We start from the raw sequence: 16,799 nt of genomic DNA, 5'->3' as shown, positions 1-16,799 counted from the left end.
AGGGGCTCCTTCAGGTCCTCGGTTCTCGTTTCATCGCCCCCAACTGTCCGTACGGGAAAAGGATGGAGCGACCGGATTAGCCCCTGCTATCGTCGCGGACCCGGACCCGGCGCTCAGGGCAGCCGGCCGTACTGGACCAGCCCCTCGGCCACCAACCGGGCGTTGGACAGGGCCCGTTCGCCGTCCGGCAGGGTCAGCGTGTCCTCCAGGCCGATGCGCGTCGCGAGCCCCAGCCGTCCCGCGAGCCGCAGCACCGGCCACGCGCCCCCGTCCTCCCCGTGCAGGAGCACCGGGCGGCCGAACGCCGGGCCCAGGTCGGCAAGCAGCGCCCGCCCGCTCGCCTCGGCCGTCCCCGCCGACGTGTCCGTCACCTCCGCCAGCACCCGCAACACCCGTGGCCCCAGCGGCGAGGCGGCGAACCGGGCCGCACCGTCGGTGCCGGACCAGATGCCCGCCTCCACGCCCACGCCCCGCTCGATCAGCGCCGCCGCGAGCTCCTCGGCACCCGCCTCGTGCCAGTTGACCGAGGCGTGGTCCGGCAGCACCGTCCAGCTGCGAACACGCTCCAGCCGCGCCACGGGATCCGGCTCCGCCCATGCGCCCGTCGTCACCCCGACCGGCACCGGCACGCGGGCCCGTATCGCCTCCAGCGTCGGCGCGAGCACACGCGGCGACAGACTGTCCTGTCCGCAGGGGGTCTTGGGGTGGACGTGGATGTCCGTGGCCCCGGCCGCGACGGCCTCGGCCGCGGATTCGGCCAGCGCCTCGGGCGAGAGCGGCACCATCGCGCCGTCACCCGCTCCGCGCGGCCCGTTGAGACACACCTGGATCATGTGTCGAGGGTGCCAGTCACCACTGACAGTCGTCACTGCCCCGGCAAAGGGGGGTGCGGCATCCCCGGCGCACCCCCGTCGTACTAGGCGGACATGAGCAGCCGCCGTCCGCGCCTGGCCGCCGCCAGCGCCTCGGGCGTGAGAACCGGACGCGGCACCACGATCCCGCAGTCCGTGCAGACCGGGCCCGACGAGGGTTCATGGGCCAGGTCGTACTTCCAGATCAGTCGCCCCCCGCTGCACGCCGGGCACTCCGAGCCCGGTTCGCGCTCCAGCGCGGAGATCAGCCGGCGCAGCACCTCGGCCAGGGGTTCCTGTGGGTGCACCCGGGGGTCGTCGCACCAGGCGACTCCGAAACCGCCCCAGGTCAGCCGGTGCCAGTCGTCCACGCTGCCCGGCCTGCGCAGTCCGTCGTGCTTTTCCTTCTTGCGCCGCTCGGCGAACTCGACCTCGTAGGCCAGCCAGACCGAACGCGCCTCCTCCAGCTCCTCCAACGCGGCCACGAGCCGCGCCGGGTCGGGCGAGCGGTCCTCGGGACCGAATCCCGCCCGGGAGCACAAGTGGTCCCAGGTCGCCCTGTGCCCGTAAGGAGCGAACCGCTCCAGGCACTTACGCAGCGAGTAGCGCCGCAACGCGAGATCGCACCGCGGATCCCGCACCTGTCTCGCCAGACTCCGGAAACCGGCCATCGCCCTGCACCTCCGTCACATCTGCACCTGTACTTCGGTCACTTCGGCGTCGCCGCACGGACTTCGCGCGGCGTTGACGAATAGACGTATCGACAAGCGATTCGGCTCCATCCGATTTCCGACGGCCTCCAAAGCGAGCCCTGGTGACTCAAAAAGTGACGCATGTTCATCTTCAATCCCGGGGATACCGCCGGTAACACTCTCGGCCCACCCTCGTCGGTAGGAGCTGCCATGCCACGGCGTACCCCACGCACCGCGCCAGTCAGACTGAGAACTCCCGGCGGATCTCCCGGGTTCCTGAAGGCGGCATCCGTATGCGCGCTGATTGCCGGTCTTTTGTCTCCTCTTTCCCCGGCGGCCTCCGCGACCCCGGCCGCAGCCGAGGCCACGGCCGCGAACGACCACTGCGGGAACCGGTGCTCCGACATCCTGCCGCCGGGCCAGAACGGCAACGCCACCCTCGCCCAGATCCTGCTCAACCAGGCTTTCGGCACCCAGCCCGAGCACGCGGAGGACCAGCTCGGCCCCTATGCCGACCTGGCCAAGGGCTACTCCGGCCTCACCGACGCGACGATCAACAACTTCTTCAACGACGCCTCGTTCGGTGTCCCGTCCGATCAAATCGCCTCCACCGTCAGACCCGCAGGGCGCGGTGATGTGACGATCGTCCGCGACAAGAAGACGGGTGTGCCGCACATCACCGGTACCACCAGATACGGCACGGAGTTCGGTGCGGGCTATGCCGCGGCCCAGGACCGGCTGTGGCTGATGGACGTATTCCGCCACGTCGGACGCGGCCGACTCACGTCCTTCGCGGGCGGCGCGCCCTCCAACCAGGGCCTTGAGCAGCAGTTCTGGCGCAACGCGCCCTACACCGAGGCCGATCTCCAGGCGCAGATCGACAACGCCGTCGCCTCCAACGGCGAACGCGGACAGCTGGCCCTCGCCGACGCCAAGGCCTACCTCGACGGCATCAACGCCTACATCGACGCCTCCGACAGCGGCCGCTACTTCCCCGGCGAGTACGTCCTGACCGGCCACAAGGACTCCGTCACCAACGCCGGCACGATCGAGCACTTCAAGGTGACCGACCTGGTGGCGCTCGGCTCGGTGATCGGCGCCCTGTTCGGTTCCGGAGGCGGCGGCGAGGTCAACAACGCGCTCTCCCTGCTGGCCGCCCAGGAGAAGTACGGCGTGGCCGAGGGCACCAGGCTGTGGGAGTCGTTCCGCGAGCGCAACGACCCCGAGGCCGTCGTCACCGTCCACGACAAGAGCTTCCCGTACGCCACCAAGCCCGCCGACCCGCAGGGCGAGGCCCTGCCCGACGCCGGTTCGGTGAACGAGGAACAGCTCGTGTACGACCGTACGGGCAGCGCGTCCGGCACGGCCGCGTCCGGCGCCACGACCGCGGCCGCCCGGACGGCGATGACCTCGGCGAAGCGGGGCATGTCCAACGCCCTCGTGGTCGGCGGCGAGCACACCGCGAGCGGCCACCCGGTCGCCGTCTTCGGACCGCAGACCGGCTACTTCGCACCCCAGCTGCTGCTCCTCCAGGAGATACAGGGGCCCGGCATCAGCGCCCGCGGTGCCTCCTTCGCCGGCCTGAGCATGTACGTCGAGCTCGGCCGCGGCCAGGACTACTCGTGGAGCGCCACCACCTCCGGCCAGGACATCATCGACACCTACGCCGTCGAGCTGTGCCAGGACGACCACCACTACCTGTACCGAGGCACCTGCACGGCGATGGAGAAGATCGAGCAGAAGAACGCCTGGAAGCCCACGACCGCCGACAGCACCCCGGCGGGCTCGTACACGATGCGCGTCTGGCGCACGAAGTACGGTCCCGTCACCCACCGCGCGACCGTCGGCGGCAAGAAGGTCGCCTACACCACCCTGCGCTCCTCCTACATGCACGAGGCCGACTCCATCATCGGCTTCCAGATGCTGAACGACCCCGACTACGTCAAGGGCCCCGAGGACTTCCAGAAGGCCGCGCAGCACATCAACTACACCTTCAACTGGTTCTACGCCGACTCCGAGCACACCGCCTACTACAACAGCGGCGACAACCCGGTCCGCGCGAGCGGCGTCGACGCGGAGTTCCCGGTGTGGGCGCAGCCGGCGTACGAGTGGCGCGGCTGGAACCCGGCGACGAACACGGCGACCTACACCCCGCCGTCCGAGCACCCCAACTCCATCGACCAGGACTACTACATCTCCTGGAACAACAAGCAGGCCGAGGACTACACGACCGCGCCCTGGGGCGACGGCTCGGTGCACCGCGGCAACCTGCTGGAGAACCGGGTGAAGAAACTGGTCGCCGCGGGCGGCGTGACCCGCGCCTCCCTGGTCGGGGCGATGGCCGACGCGGCCCTCGCGGACCTGCGCGCCGAGGACGTCCTGCCCGATCTGCTCAAGGTCGTCAACAGCTCGCCGGTGACCGACACCACGGCAGCCGCGGCCGTGAGCAGGCTCCAGACGTGGCTGTCGGCCGGCGGCAGGCGCACCGAGACGGCCGCCGGTTCGAAGAAGTACGCCGACGCCGACGCGATCCGCATCCTGGACGCCTGGTGGCCGCTGCTGGTGAAGGCCGAGTTCGAACCGGGCCTCGGCAGCGAGCTGTACACGGCGATGACCGCCAACCTGCCCGTCGACGAGTCCCCGTCGGCCGGGCACGGCCCGACCGGCTCGCACGCCGGCAGCTCCTTCCAGTACGGCTGGTGGAGCTACGTCGACAAGGACATCCGGGCCGTCCTCGGTGAGCCCGTACAGGGCCCGCTCGACCGGAAGTACTGCGGCGGCGGCAGCCTCACCGCCTGCCGGGACCTGCTGATCAGCACCCTGAGAACGGCCGCGGGCCGCACCGCCGCCCAGGTCTACCCGGGCGACGACCAGTGCTCGGCGGGCGACCAGTGGTGCGCCGACTCGATCGTCCAGCGCACCCTGGGCGGCATCAAGCACGGCAGGATCAGCTGGCAGAACCGGCCCACGTATCAGCAGGTCGTGGAGTTCACGTCACACAGGTGACCGTGGGCGGCCGGCGGCGGGGTCAGCGGATGCGCCCCGCCGCCAGCACCAGCTGCGCCAGCTCGCGGTGCACGATGTCGCTGTGCGCGCCGGCGGGCGGCCCGCCCCGCCGGACCACCGCCGCCGCGTCGACGTTCACGCATCCCGACGCCGGCAGCTTCGCCCGCAGCGCGCCGGCCAGGTCGTACGACCTCGTCCCCGGCACCGCCTGGACCCCGTCGTGCCCCATCGCACCCCACTTGGCCCCCAGCATCCGGCCGACGTCCGGCGCTGCGATCCCGCGCGCGTCCCCGGCCATCCGGGAGGCCAGCGGGTACATCGTGGACAGCGCCGAGTCGTGCCGTGAGTGGCAGCACACCAGCGGCCCGTCGATCCGGTTGTGCTGACCCTCAAGGACCCCGCCGGCCCGGGCGTCGTGCGGCAGCCGGGACGCGAACGCGTAGTGCGAGAAGGCGCCTTGGAGCAGCGTCACCGACTTCACCGACCGCACGCCCTTCGGCAGCCCGCGCAGCGCGAACGACACCAGCCGCGCGCCGAAGCTGTGCCCGACGAGATGCACCCGCAACCCGGGCGAGCGGGCGGCGAGCTGCCCGACGACCCGGCCGAGCCCGCGCTCACCGACAGTCCCCGCGCGCCGCTTCATCGCGTAGTACGTCGCCTGCCGCAGCAGCTCGTGCGCGCCCTCCCACGGGTTCGGCAACGAGAAGGACGCCACGCCGTCCGGCGCCGCGTCCGGGGCCTCCAGATGCGCCAGCGCCCGCGCGAAGTCCTCGCACACGGCCGCCGTGGAGTCCGCGAAGAGGTCCGGCGAGTCCTGCGGCACCCCCTCGCACAGCGTGTCCGCCGCGAACAGCGCCTGCGGCCCCGGCGGCACGACGTCCACCAGCAGCCGCACGAGCCGCCCGAACTCCGCCAACTCGGCCTCCTCGCGCGGCTGCTGGTCCAGCAGCCGCGCGATCTGGTCGATCACGGTCGCCCGCCCCGGGAACGTCTCCAGCAGCGCGTGCCGGGTGTCCTTGTCGAGCGCAGGCCGGCGCGGCATCTCGGCGGCCACGGCCCGCGGGAAGTCCGGGATCGGCTCGTCCGAGAAGCGCATCGACGGCCAGACCACCCCGACGTACCCGACCCTCGCCTCGGGCACGAGTCCCGGGATCGGCGCGAAGAAGCCGTCGTAGAGGCGGGTCGCGCCGGAGCGGTCGCTGTTCCAGCCGTGCGCGAAGACGATCAGGTCGCGGACGTCGTGCTGCGCCACCCCGGCCAGCAGCCGGTCCCGCCGCCCCGCGTCCGGGTCCCCGTCCGCGTCGAAGGTCAGCTCCCAGTAAGGACTCACGCCCACTGCCGGTTTCGCCATGACAGGCCCCCTCGCCCCCCGTGACAGTGCGATACGGGCGCATCGTCCTGCCGGCGGGCGGGAATGGCCATACGTCGGCATCCCATCCGTGGGTCGCTCATCAGTACAGCAGGTACTCCCGACGGGTCCTGCGGAACGCCGACAGCTCCTGCTGCCAGTCCGCGACCACCTCGTCGGCGCTCGCTCCCGCGTCGATCAGCGTGCGCACCCGGGTGTTGCCGGTGAGCTTGTCGATCCAGTTGTCCGGGCGCCAGGCGAACCCGCTCCACACCTTCTTGGCGGTCACCAGCAGGGCGATTCCGGTGCGGACGGGGTCGTAGGCGGCGCGGTCGTGGATGTGGATCTGCACGCCGCCGACGGTCCTGCCCTGGAACTTCGAGAACGTCGGCGCGAAGTACGCCTCCCTGAAGTGCACACCGGGCAGCCCGAGTGCCTCCGCCGCCTCGGCCCAGCGCCGGTCGATGCCCTCCGCGCCGAGCAGTTCGAAGGGGCGGGTGGTGCCGCGGCCCTCGGAGAGGTTCGTGCCCTCGAAGAGACAGGTGCCCGCGTACACGAGCGCCGTGTCCGGTGTGGGCATGTTCGGGCTCGGCGGCACCCAGGGCAGACCCCAGGCGTCGTAGAACGAGGACCGCTTCCAGCCCGACATCCGTACGGTCTCCAGGGGGACCGGGGTGGTCAGGAACTCCCCGTTGAACAGTCGCGCCAGCTCGGCGACCGTCATGCCGTGCGCCTGCGAGACGGGCCTGCGGCCGACGAAGGTGGAGAACTCCATGTGCAGGACCGGGCCCTGCGCGGCGCGGCCGGTCACGGGGTTCGGCCGGTCCAGCACGGCGAAGCGCTTGCCGGCGAGCGCGGCCGCCTCCATGCAGTCGAAGAGGGTCCAGATGTAGGTGTAGAAGCGGGCGCCGGCGTCCTGGATGTCGAAGACGACCGTGTCGACGCCGGAGGCGGTGAAGATGTCGGCGAGCGGCTGACCGCTCTTGAGGTACGTGTCGTAGACGGGCAGGCCGGTCGCCGGGTCGTCGTAGCGGCCCTCCGAGCCGCCGGCCTGGGCGGTGCCGCGGAAGCCGTGCTCGGGGCCGAAGACGGCCCGCAGGTTCACCCTTTCGTCGGCGTGCATGACGTCCACGATGTGACGGACGGTCCGGGTGACGCCGGTGGGGTTGGTGACGATCCCGACCTTTTGGCCTTCGAGGACCGAGTATCCGTCGGCCGCGAGGCGCTCGAAGCCGGTGCGCAGTCGCGTGGAGCGCTCCGACGCGGACGCTGCGGAAGGGAGGGATGCTGCTGCCGTTGTCGCTGCGAGTAGGGCTCGTCTGGATAGGCGCATGGGGGGCACGGTATTGCTCCCGCAGGTCGTGGGGAAGGTGCCGGTGCGTCGTGGCCTGCCGCGCTCACGCGGCGGAGCCGCACCTCGACACAGCCCCGCGCCCCTTGGCCGGCCGCCGTCGCCCTTCCCTGTCACATACCGACCGGTTAGTCTGACGATCGCAGGAGAGCCGCAGTCGAAGGAGACCGATGGTGGAAGCCGTGCAGGGTGCCGGAGTCGTCGTGACCGGGGCTGGGGGTGGCATCGGCGCGGCGCTCGCCCGGCGGTTCGCCGCCGAGGGTGCTCGTGTCGTCGTCAATGACCTCGATGCCGGAAAGGCCGAGGCCGTCGCCGGGGAGATCGGCGGCATCGCGGTTCCCGGCGACGCCTCCGCGGTCGTCGCCGACGCCCGGGACGCGCTCGGTGGTGCCGTCGACGTCTACTGCGCCAACGCCGGTGTCGCCTTCGGCGGGCCCGAGCTCGACGATCTCGGCGACGAGGTGGCCTGGTCGGCGTCCTGGGACGTCAATGTCATGGCCCACGTCCGGGCCGCGCACGCCCTGCTTCCCCAGTGGCTGGAGCGCGGCAGCGGACGGTTCGTCTCCACCGTCTCCGCGGCCGGCCTGCTCACCATGATCGGCGCCGCGCCCTACGCCGTCACCAAGCACGGCGCCCTCGCCTTCGCCGAGTACCTGTCGCTGACCTACCGCCACCGCGGGATCAAGGTGCACGCCATCTGTCCGCAGGGCGTGCGCACCGACATGCTGAACGCCACCGGCAGCGCGGGCGACCTGGTGCTCAAGCCCACCGCCATCGCGCCACAGGACGTGGCGGACGCCCTGTTCAAGGGGATGGCGGAGGACCGCTTCCTGATCCTGCCGCACCCCGAGGTGGCCGGGTTCCACGAGGCGCGGGCCGGTGACCCCGACCGCTGGCTGGCCGGCATGAACCACCTCCAGCAGAAGTGGGAGGAGAGCAGGTGACCGACTCCCGCTACGCCGCCAAGCCCTGGCTGGCGCTGCTGAGCGACACCCAGCGCGCCCCGATAACCCCGGACGACTCCCTCGTGCACGCCCTGCGCCGGGTGGCGGCCCAGAACCCCGACCGGCCCTTCCTCGCCTACTTCGACGGCCGTCTGACCTACCGCGAGGTCGACGAGCTCAGTGACTCCGTCGCCGGGCACCTCGCCGCGCGCGGCCTGGAGCGCGGCGAGCGGGTCGCGGTCCTGCTCCAGAACTCCCCGCACTTCGTGCTCGCCGTGCTCGGCGCCTGGAAGGCGGGGGCCATCGTCGTGCCCGTCAACCCGATGTACAAGTCGGGGGAGGTCACCCACGTCCTGCGGGACGGCGAGGTGGCCGCGCTGATCTGCTCCGACCGGGCCTGGGAGACGTATCTGCGCGAGACGGCGGCCGGCTCGCCGGTGCGGATCGTGCTCACCGGGTGCGAGCTGGACTTCCAGACCCGCGGCGACGCGCGCGTGCTGACCTTCGAACGGCTCCCGCAGGCCGCCGACGCCGACGACCTCGCGGCGGTCGCGCGCGGCGGGCACAAGGCGCCACAGGGCCGCGACCCCGGCCCGTCCGACATCGCGCTGATCAGCTACACCTCGGGCACCAGCGGCACGCCCAAGGGCGCCACCAACACGCACGGCAACATCATGTACAACGCCGAGCGGCAGCGCACCGGCCTCGCCCTGCCCGAGGCGCCCGTGTACTTCGCGATGGCGCCGCTGTTCCACATCACCGGGATGGTCGCCCAGTTCGCCGCCTGCCTGAACAGCGCGGGACTGCTGGTGCTGGCGTACCGCTTCGAGGCCGGTGTCGTGCTCGACGCGTTCGCCGAGCACGGGCCGCACTACACCGTCGGCCCCTCGACGGCCTTCATGGCGCTGGCCGCCCACCCGGACGTCCGCCGGGAGCACTTCGCGTCCTTCGTCAACATCTCCTCCGGCGGCGCCCCGCTGCCGCCCGCCCTGGTGGAGAAGTTCCGGGCCGGCTTCGGGCCGTACATCCGCAACGGCTACGGCCTCACCGAGTGCACCGCCCCCTGCGCCGCCGTGCCGCCCGGCCTGGAGGCCCCCGTCGACCCGGCCTCCGGGACGCTGGCCGTGGGCGTGCCGGGACCCGAGACGGTCGTACGGATCGTCGGCGACCAGGGTGAGGAGGTGCCGTTCGGCGAGCAGGGCGAGATCGTCGTGCGGGGGCCGCAGGTCGTCCCCGGCTACTGGCGGCGCCCCGACGCCACCGCCGAGACCTTCCCCGACGGCGAGCTGCGCACCGGCGACATCGGCTTCATGGACGCCGAGGGCTGGCTGTACGTCGTCGACCGCAAGAAGGACATGATCAACGCGTCCGGCTTCAAGGTCTGGCCGCGCGAGGTCGAGGACGTGCTCTACACGCACCCGGCGGTGCGCGAGGCGGCCGTCGTCGGCGTGCCCGACGGGTACCGCGGAGAGACCGTGAAGGCGTACATCAGCCTCCGTCCGGGTGCCGAGGCGGACCCCGACGCACTCGCCGCGTACTGCCGGGAGAGACTGGCCGCCTACAAATACCCGCGGCAGGTGGAGGTCCTGCCCGACTTGCCCAAGACGGCAAGTGGGAAGATCCTCCGTCGGGAACTTCGTTCCCGCGCGAACGACGGCTAGACAGCAGTCGGCACCACGGCAAGCGGAACATCTCGGAAGGGCAGGTGGCGGCACAGTGGCCAGGACCTCGGACGGAGACGGTACGCCCGTCCCGCAGCGGCTGCTCGCCGCCGCCACCCGGCTCTTCGCCGAGCAGGGCTACGACCGCACCTCGGTGCAGGAGATCGTCGAGGCGGCCGGCGTCACCAAGGGTGCGCTGTACCACTACTTCGGCTCCAAGGACGACCTCCTGCACGAGGTGTACGCGCGCGTGCTGCGCGTCCAGCAGGAGCGGCTCGACTCCTTCGCGGACGCCGACGAGCCGGTCGAGAAACGGCTGCGGGCCGCGGCGGCGGACGTCGTGGTGACGACCATCGACAACCTCGACGACGCGATGATCTTCTTCCGCTCGATGCATCACCTGAGCCCGGAGAAGAACAAGCAGGTGCGCGCCGAGCGCCGGCGCTACCACGAACGCTTCCGTGCGCTCATCGAGGAGGGCCAGGAAGCGGGCGTCTTCTCCAAGGCGACCCCGGCGGACCTGGTGGTCGACTACCACTTCGGCTCCGTCCACCACCTGTCGACCTGGTACCACCCCGACGGCCCGATGAGCCCCCAGCAGCTGGCCGACCACCTGGCCGACCTGCTGCTGAGGGCTCTGCGGCCCTAGCCCACAGGTATCTCAGCTCACGGGTATCTCAGCTCACAGGTACTTCTTCAGCTCCCGCCGCGCCAGCGACCGCTGGTGGACCTCGTCCGGTCCGTCGGCGATCATCAGCGTGCGCGCGCCGGCGTACAGCTCGGCCAGCGGGAAGTCCTGGCTGACGCCGCCCGCGCCGTGCAACTGGATCGCGCGGTCGATGATGTCGACGACCGCGCGCGGGGTGGCGATCTTGATGGCCTGGATCTCGGTGTGGGCGCCCCGGTTGCCGACGGTGTCCATCAGCCAGGCGGTCTTCAGGACCAGCAGCCGCAGCTGCTCCACGGTCACCCGCGCGTCGGCGATCCAGTTGTGCACCACGCCCTGCTGGGCCAGCGCCTTGCCGAAGGCCGTGCGGGAGACCGCCCGGCGGCACATCAGCTCGATCGCCCGCTCGGCCATGCCGATCAGCCGCATGCAGTGGTGGATCCGGCCGGGGCCGAGGCGGGCCTGGGCGATGGCGAAGCCGCCGCCCTCCTCGCCGATGAGGTGGGACACCGGCACGCGTGCGTGGTCGAAGATCACCTCGGCGTGGCCGCCGTGGGAGTGGTCCTCGTAGCCGAAGACCTGCATGGCCCGCCTGATCGTGACGCCAGGGGTGTCACGGGGGACCAGGACCATGGACTGCTGACGGCGGATGTCCTCGCCGTCCGGGTCCGTCTTGCCCATCACGATGAGGATCTTGCAGTCCGGGTTCATCGCCCCGGAGATGTACCACTTGCGGCCCGTGATGACGTACTCGTCGCCGTCCCGCTCCATGTGCGTGGTGATGTTGGTGGCGTCCGACGAGGCCACATCCGGCTCGGTCATCGCGAACGCCGAGCGGATCTCACCGGCCAGCAACGGCTCCAGCCACTGCTTCTTCTGCTGCTCGTCGCCGAACTGGGACAGCACCTCCATGTTCCCGGTGTCGGGCGCGGCGCAGTTCGTGGCGGTCGGCGCCAAGTGCGGGGAACGGCCGGTGATCTCGGCCAGCGGGGCGTACTGGAGGTTGGTGAGACCGGCGCCGTACTCGCCGTCGGGCAGGAAGAGGTTCCACAGGCCCTGCCTGCGGGCCTCGGCCTTCAGCTCCTCCACCACGGCCGGGGTGTCCCAGGGGGACGCCAGCGCGGCGCGCTGCTCCTCCGCGACCGCCTCGGCCGGATAGACGTGCTCGTCCATGAAGGCCAGCAGTTTGGCGCGCAGTTCCTCGGTGCGTGCGTCGAACGCGAAGTCCATGTCCCGTCAGCCTTCCTGAATGCCTTCTTGAAGAGTGGTCAGGCCGTGCTCGATGAAGACCGGGACCAGGTCGCCGATGCGGTCGAAGCCGCGGCCGACCGTCTGGCCCAGTGTGTAGCGGTAGTGGATGCCCTCCAGGATCACGGCGAGCTTGAACCAGGCGAACGCCGTGTACCAGGAGACCGCGGAGACGTCGCGCCCCGAGCGCTCGGCGTACCGCTGGATCAGCTCGGCGGGGGAGGGATGCCCGGGCGCCTCGGCGGTCGTGGAGACCGGGGACTGCCCCATGCCCAGCGGCATGCTGTACATCACCAGCAGGCCGAGGTCGGTCAGCGGGTCGCCGAGCGTCGACATCTCCCAGTCGAGGATCGCCTTGATCCGGTCGTCCTCGCCGATCAGGACGTTGTCGAGGCGGTAGTCGCCGTGGATCACCGTCGCGGTGGGGGAGGAGGGCAGCTGCCGGCCCAGCGTGGCGTGCAGCTCGTCGATGCCGGCCAGCTCACGGTTGCGGGAGGCGTCCAGCTGCTTGCCCCAGCGGCGCAGCTGGCGGTCCAGGAAGCCCTCGGGGCGGCCGAAGTCCTCCAGACCCACCGACGCCGGGTCCACCGCGTGCAGTTCGACGAGGGTGTCCACCAGCGACAGCACCGCGCCCCGGGTGCGCTCGGGGCCGAGCGGGGCCAGCTGGTCGGCGGTGCGGTACGGGGTGCCCTCGACGAACTCCATGACGTAGAACGGCGCCCCGAGCACCTCCTCGTCCTCGCACAGCAGGACCGGCCGCGGCACCGGCACGTCCGTCGGGTACAGGGCGCTGATGACCCGGTGCTCGCGCTTCATGTCGTGCGCGGTGGCGAGGACATGGCCGAGCGGGGGGCGTCGTACGACCCAGTTCGAGGTGCCGTCGGAGACCGCGTAGGTGAGATTGGACCGTCCGCCCTCGATCAGCCGGCCGGTCAGCGGACCGTGCGCCAGACCGGGCCGCTCGCGCTCGAGCAGGCCGCGCAGCCGGTCGAGGTCGAGTCCGGGCGGATGGTCGGGGCTCATACAGGGCTCCTAAAGGCAGGTGAACGGGACCTGACTCATGATGCCGACCAGTCGGTATGTCGTCCAGTGCGGAAGCCGAACGTGATCGGGGCCACGATAGGCCGACAGCTCCCCGCGCCGGGCGCCGGGGAGCTGTCGATGGGGAGCTTTTTGAACTCGGTGGGGAGCCTCGGACCTCAGTGGTCGTCCCAGTGGCCGTCGTGCGCGGCGTGCCGGTGGCCGTCGTGGAGGTAGTCGACGTGGTCGCCGTGCAGCACGCTCTCGTGCCCGCAGTCGGCGCCGTGCTGATGGGTGTGGCCCTCGTGCGCGTTGTGGCCGTCCCGTTCGCACTCGTCCCAGTGTCCGGCGTGCTCGCGGTGCGGATGGCCGTCGTGCGCGTAGTCGGTGTGGTCGCCGTGCGGCACCGCGGTGTGCCCGCAGGCGGGGCCGTGGGCGTGCGCGTGGGCGCGGTGTTCCGTATGGAGGGTGGTCATGGTGCTCACCTTCGGAGGAGCGGGTGATGACGTCGGACAGGCTGCCACGCGAACGCCGCATATCGGGCGATTCGGCTTGCGTGGCGTCCGGTCACCCCGGAGGGTCGAAGCCATGAAGGGGATCAGCTACTCACGCTACGGCGGGCCCGAGACACTCGCATACGGAGATGTGCGCGACCCGCGGGTCGGGCCCGACTCCGTGCTGGTCAAGGTGCGGGCGGCGGCGGTCAACCCGGTCGACTGGAAGTGCCGCGAGGGCTATCTGGACCGGCTGATCGAACCGGTCTTCCCGGTGGTCCCGGGGTGGGACGTCGCGGGTGTCGTGGTCCAGCCCGGTGTGTCGGTCACGGAGTTCGCCGTCGGCGACGAGGTCATCGGGTACGTCCGTGAGGACTTCCTCTCCCGGGGCACCTTCGCCGAGTACGTCGCCGCTCCCGTGCGCACCCTCGCCCGCAAGCCCCGCAACCTCACCTGGGAGGAGGCGGCCGGACTGCCCCTCGTGGGGCTGACGGCGTACCAGGTCCTGACCGGGGTGCTCCAGGTCAAGCGGGACGAGACCGTCCTGGTGCACGCCGCGGCGGGCGGGGTGGGCTCGATCGCCGTCCAGTTGGCCCGCCATCTGGGTGCCCGGGTGATCGGCACGGCGAGCGAGCGTAACCACGACTTCGTCCGCGGCCTCGGCGGTGAGCCCGTGGAGTACGGCGACGGCCTGACGGAACGCGTACGCGGGCTGGCCCCCGAGGGCGTGAACGCGGCCTTCGACACGGTCGGCGGCGACGCGCTGAAGGCGTCCGCGAATCTGCTGGTCCCCGAGGGGCGCCTGGTGTCGATCGCCGACCCGGACGTCGTGGACCACGGCGGCCGCTACTACTTCGTGCGCCCCGACGCAGGGGACCTGCTGCGGCTGTCCGAGCTGGCGGAGCAGGGCGTGGTGAGCGTCCATGTCTCGGAGACGTTCCCGCTGGAGCGGGCGGCCGATGCCCACCGGCTGAACGAGGAGGGCCGCACCCGGGGCAAGGTCGTGGTCACCGTGGACTGGGACACGGAGGAGGCGTCGACGCCGGGCGGGTTGTGGCGGGAGCCGGAGCAGGCGGAATAGCGGTCGGGGTGTTGGGGGCGCGGGGGTTCTCGGAACGGGAGCGCTGCGCCGCAGGCGGTCGGGGTCATGGTGGGTTGTGGCGGGAGCCGGAGCAGGCGGAGTAGCGGTCGGGGTGTTGGGGTCGCGGGGGCTCTCGGAACGGGAGCGCTGCGCCGCAGGCGGTCGGGGGCGCCGAGGGTTGGGGCATGGAGGCGTCGGCGTCGCGGGGCCCTCAGAACAGCAGCGCCGCGCCGCAGGCGGCCAGGGCCACCGTGATCAGGACGGTCGCCGTCGCGTGGCGGGGTGCCAGTGCGGCAGGCCGGGGCGACGAGGCGAGGTCGCGGATGCGCCGGTGCGCGAGGGCCAGGAAGCCGAGCCACAGCCCGCAGCACAGGGCGCTGACGAGGACTCCGGCCACCGAGATCCCGCCGTGCAGCGCGGTCTTCACGGCGAGCACGGCGGCCACGGTGCCGGCCAGCGTCGTGCGGCGCCACGCGAGGCGGGTCCGCTCGGGCTGGAGCCCCGGGTCCCGGACCGGCTCCGCCGCCGAGGCGCTCATCCCTCCCACCCGACGAGCACGACGACGACCATCGCGACGGCCACGACGGCGACCACGAGGCTGAGCACCGCCGGGAACCGCGACACCGGCAGGTCCTCGCCCCGGCGCATCGCCCGCTCGCAGCGCACCCAGTGATTGACCGCGCGCAGCGAGCACAGCACGCCGGCCGCGAGCAGCGCGAGCGCCAGGCCGACCCGCCAGCCCCAGCGCAGGTCCGGCAGGAACTGGTCGACCGCGAAGCCGCCGCCGACGAGCGCGAGCGCGGTGCGCAGCCAGGCCAGGAAGGTGCGCTCGTTCGCCAGCGAGAATCGGTAGTCGGGGGTGCCGCCCTCCTGGCGCACCTCCTGCGGCGCGAACCACAGCCGGACGTTTCGCACGAACTCGCTCACATGCCCGACCCTATCGGGGCCCTCCGCCGGGGGCTGCGCCGGATCCGCCTGCCGGGGGTCGGCTCAGCGGGCCGCCCGCAGCGCCTTGAGCCGCTCGTACGCCGCCAGCCCGTCCGGCACCCACGGCCAGTCCGCGAGCCGCCGCTCCACCTCGGCCTCGGGCAGGAAGTCGTACCAGGCGACCTCCTCCGCCTGAGGGTTCACCGGCAGCTCGCAGCGCACCTCGTACACCGCCGACCACCAGGTCTGCCCGGCACCGTCGTCGTACAGGAACTTGAAGAGGAACGTCGGCCGGGGCAGCCCGCTCACCCCGAGCTCCTCCTCGGCCTCGCGCAGGGCGGCCTCGTCGTAGGACTCGCCGGCGCCGACCACCCCGCCCACGAACATGTCGTACCGCGAGGGGAACACCAGCTTGGTGGGGGTGCGGCGGTGCACGAAGAGCCGGCCCTGGTCGTCCCGCGCCTCGACGAAGACGCAGCGGTGGCGCAGCTTCCTGGCGTAGGCCTCGCCGCGCGGGGACCGCCCGATGACCCGGTCCTGTTCGTCGACGATGTCGAGGATCTCGTCAGCAGAGCTCATGGGGCCATCCAAGCAGGGGCGGCCCGGACGCGTTCAGGGCGTCTGAAGAGCCGGCGTGCGCTTCGGCTGGATCACTCCGGAGGGCATCGCCGAGTGCGTGCCGAGCATGATGATGCCGACCACGATCCCGGCGAGTCCGGCCGCCTCCCAGGCCAGCGCGCCCGTGTCGGCGCGCAGCCGGTCGCCGAGGAAGCCGACGCCGCAGAGGATGCCGGCCAGCGGCTGGGCGGCGGTCAGGGCGGGCAGGGACATGCGCAGGGAGGCCGTCTCGAAGGCGCTCTGCACCAGGATCAGCCCGGTCAGACCGAGCGCCACCACGGCGTACGGCTGCCAGCCGGTCAGGACCTCGGCCATGCCGCCCTCGGCGAACCGCTCGCCGGTCACCCGGGTCAGGGCGTCCTGGACGCCGTAGAGGAGACCGGCCGCCGTCGCCAGGAGTGCGGGGCCCGAGCTGAGCCGGGAGCGCTTGGCGTACGCGGTGAGCAGCAGGGCCACGCCGACCATGAGGCCGATGATCAGCCAGTGCCGCATGGGGTCGCTGGTGGCGGTGCCGCCGGTCGGCTGGCCGGCCACGATGAACGCCGTCACACCGCCCGCGAGCAGCGCGAGGCCGGTCCAGCCCTGGCGTCCGAGGGGCTGCTTGGTCTGGCGGCGGGAGAGCATCAGCGCGAACAGCAGGTTCGTCGCGAGCAGGGGTTCCACCAGGGAGATCTCGCCCTGGCCCAGCGCCATCGCGCCCAGGGCCATGCCGACCACCATCAGGCCGATGCCGCCGAGCCAGCGCGGCACCTTCATCAGGTCCAGCAGGATCCGCGGCGAGAGGAAGTCGCTGAGCGGAGCCTTCTGGGCCGCGTTCTGCTGGAGGACGAAACCGAATCCAAGACAGCACGCGGCGGCCACGGCGAGTATCAGGATCTGGAGCGACACGCT

General features: G+C 71.7%; 16 protein-coding genes. 5 read left to right on the top strand and 11 right to left on the bottom strand.

The features are described from left to right. Positions 1-113: 113 nt before the first annotated feature. Both AC3ETA_RS28910 and AC3ETA_RS28905 read right to left on the bottom strand, forming a co-directional pair. Complete coding sequence (locus AC3ETA_RS28910) at positions 114-833, bottom strand: 3-keto-5-aminohexanoate cleavage protein (protein WP_432195829.1); 720 nt, start codon at positions 831-833, stop codon at positions 114-116. 83 nt (positions 834-916) lie between these two features. Beyond that, positions 917-1,522 (bottom strand): hypothetical protein, encoded by a 606-nt coding sequence (locus AC3ETA_RS28905; protein WP_030951696.1) that lies wholly within the window; start codon positions 1,520-1,522, stop codon positions 917-919. 231 nt (positions 1,523-1,753) lie between these two features. On the opposite strand from AC3ETA_RS28905, the gene AC3ETA_RS28900 reads away from it, so the two are divergent. After that, positions 1,754-4,549, top strand: coding sequence for a penicillin acylase family protein (locus AC3ETA_RS28900; protein ID WP_432195828.1), 2,796 nt, complete (start codon positions 1,754-1,756; stop codon positions 4,547-4,549). A 22-nt stretch (positions 4,550-4,571) separates the two neighbouring features. Here the strand turns inward: AC3ETA_RS28900 and AC3ETA_RS28895 are convergent, their stop codons facing one another. Beyond that, positions 4,572-5,900 carry a serine-threonine protein kinase gene (locus AC3ETA_RS28895; protein ID WP_432195827.1) on the bottom strand — a complete coding sequence of 443 codons (1,329 nt, stop codon included), beginning with the start codon at positions 5,898-5,900 and terminating at the stop codon, positions 4,572-4,574. Between the two features lie 100 nt (positions 5,901-6,000). After that, on the bottom strand, positions 6,001-7,230 hold the full coding sequence (locus AC3ETA_RS28890) for an exo-beta-N-acetylmuramidase NamZ family protein (protein WP_432195826.1): 1,230 nt from the start codon (positions 7,228-7,230) through the stop codon (positions 6,001-6,003). A 188-nt stretch (positions 7,231-7,418) separates the two neighbouring features. Between AC3ETA_RS28890 and AC3ETA_RS28885 the strand changes: the two genes are divergently transcribed. Genes AC3ETA_RS28885 through AC3ETA_RS28875 form a run of 3 tightly spaced genes read left to right on the top strand, consistent with a single transcriptional unit; the run spans position 7,419 to position 10,502 of the window. Continuing rightward, positions 7,419-8,192, top strand: a complete 774-nt coding sequence (locus AC3ETA_RS28885; RefSeq protein WP_432195825.1) for an SDR family oxidoreductase — start codon at positions 7,419-7,421, stop codon at positions 8,190-8,192. Continuing rightward, positions 8,189-9,853 (top strand): class I adenylate-forming enzyme family protein, encoded by a 1,665-nt coding sequence (locus AC3ETA_RS28880; protein WP_432195824.1) that lies wholly within the window; start codon positions 8,189-8,191, stop codon positions 9,851-9,853. Before AC3ETA_RS28885 ends, AC3ETA_RS28880 begins: the two co-directional genes overlap by 4 nt. Before the next feature lie 55 nt (positions 9,854-9,908). Continuing rightward, positions 9,909-10,502, top strand: coding sequence for a TetR/AcrR family transcriptional regulator (locus AC3ETA_RS28875; RefSeq protein WP_432195823.1), 594 nt, complete (start codon positions 9,909-9,911; stop codon positions 10,500-10,502). Between the two features lie 33 nt (positions 10,503-10,535). Here the strand turns inward: AC3ETA_RS28875 and AC3ETA_RS28870 are convergent, their stop codons facing one another. The 3 genes from AC3ETA_RS28870 to AC3ETA_RS28860 form a co-directional block, all read right to left on the bottom strand. After that, positions 10,536-11,750, bottom strand: coding sequence for an acyl-CoA dehydrogenase (locus AC3ETA_RS28870; protein ID WP_432195822.1), 1,215 nt, complete (start codon positions 11,748-11,750; stop codon positions 10,536-10,538). A gap of 6 nt (positions 11,751-11,756) precedes the next feature. Continuing rightward, complete coding sequence (locus AC3ETA_RS28865; RefSeq protein WP_432195821.1) at positions 11,757-12,791, bottom strand: phosphotransferase family protein; 1,035 nt, start codon at positions 12,789-12,791, stop codon at positions 11,757-11,759. 176 nt (positions 12,792-12,967) lie between these two features. After that, positions 12,968-13,264, bottom strand: coding sequence for a hypothetical protein (locus AC3ETA_RS28860; protein WP_432195820.1), 297 nt, complete (start codon positions 13,262-13,264; stop codon positions 12,968-12,970). 112 nt (positions 13,265-13,376) lie between these two features. On the opposite strand from AC3ETA_RS28860, the gene AC3ETA_RS28855 reads away from it, so the two are divergent. Further along, a complete protein-coding gene (locus AC3ETA_RS28855; protein ID WP_432195819.1) occupies positions 13,377-14,363 on the top strand; it encodes an NADP-dependent oxidoreductase in 987 nt (328 codons plus the stop codon). A gap of 211 nt (positions 14,364-14,574) precedes the next feature. Here AC3ETA_RS28855 and AC3ETA_RS28850 read toward each other — a convergent pair whose 3' ends face one another. The 4 genes from AC3ETA_RS28850 to AC3ETA_RS28835 all read right to left on the bottom strand — a co-directional run bounded on the left by AC3ETA_RS28850 (position 14,575) and on the right by AC3ETA_RS28835 (position 16,796). Further along, positions 14,575-14,901, bottom strand: coding sequence for a DUF202 domain-containing protein (locus AC3ETA_RS28850; RefSeq protein ID WP_432195818.1), 327 nt, complete (start codon positions 14,899-14,901; stop codon positions 14,575-14,577). Beyond that, positions 14,898-15,290, bottom strand: coding sequence for a YidH family protein (locus tag AC3ETA_RS28845; protein WP_093745426.1), 393 nt, complete (start codon positions 15,288-15,290; stop codon positions 14,898-14,900). The genes AC3ETA_RS28850 and AC3ETA_RS28845 overlap by 4 nt, the downstream gene beginning before the upstream one ends. A 63-nt stretch (positions 15,291-15,353) precedes the next feature. Further along, a complete protein-coding gene (locus AC3ETA_RS28840) occupies positions 15,354-15,869 on the bottom strand; it encodes an NUDIX domain-containing protein (protein WP_432195817.1) in 516 nt (171 codons plus the stop codon). Positions 15,870-15,902: 33 nt separating this feature from the next. Continuing rightward, on the bottom strand, positions 15,903-16,796 hold the full coding sequence (locus tag AC3ETA_RS28835; RefSeq protein ID WP_432195816.1) for a DMT family transporter: 894 nt from the start codon (positions 16,794-16,796) through the stop codon (positions 15,903-15,905). Positions 16,797-16,799 lie beyond the last annotated feature (3 nt).

Source organism: Streptomyces sp. bgisy027 (assembly GCF_057710365.1).
Note: the sequence above shows the minus strand (reverse complement) of the source record. Positions and strands in the feature narration are given on the sequence as shown.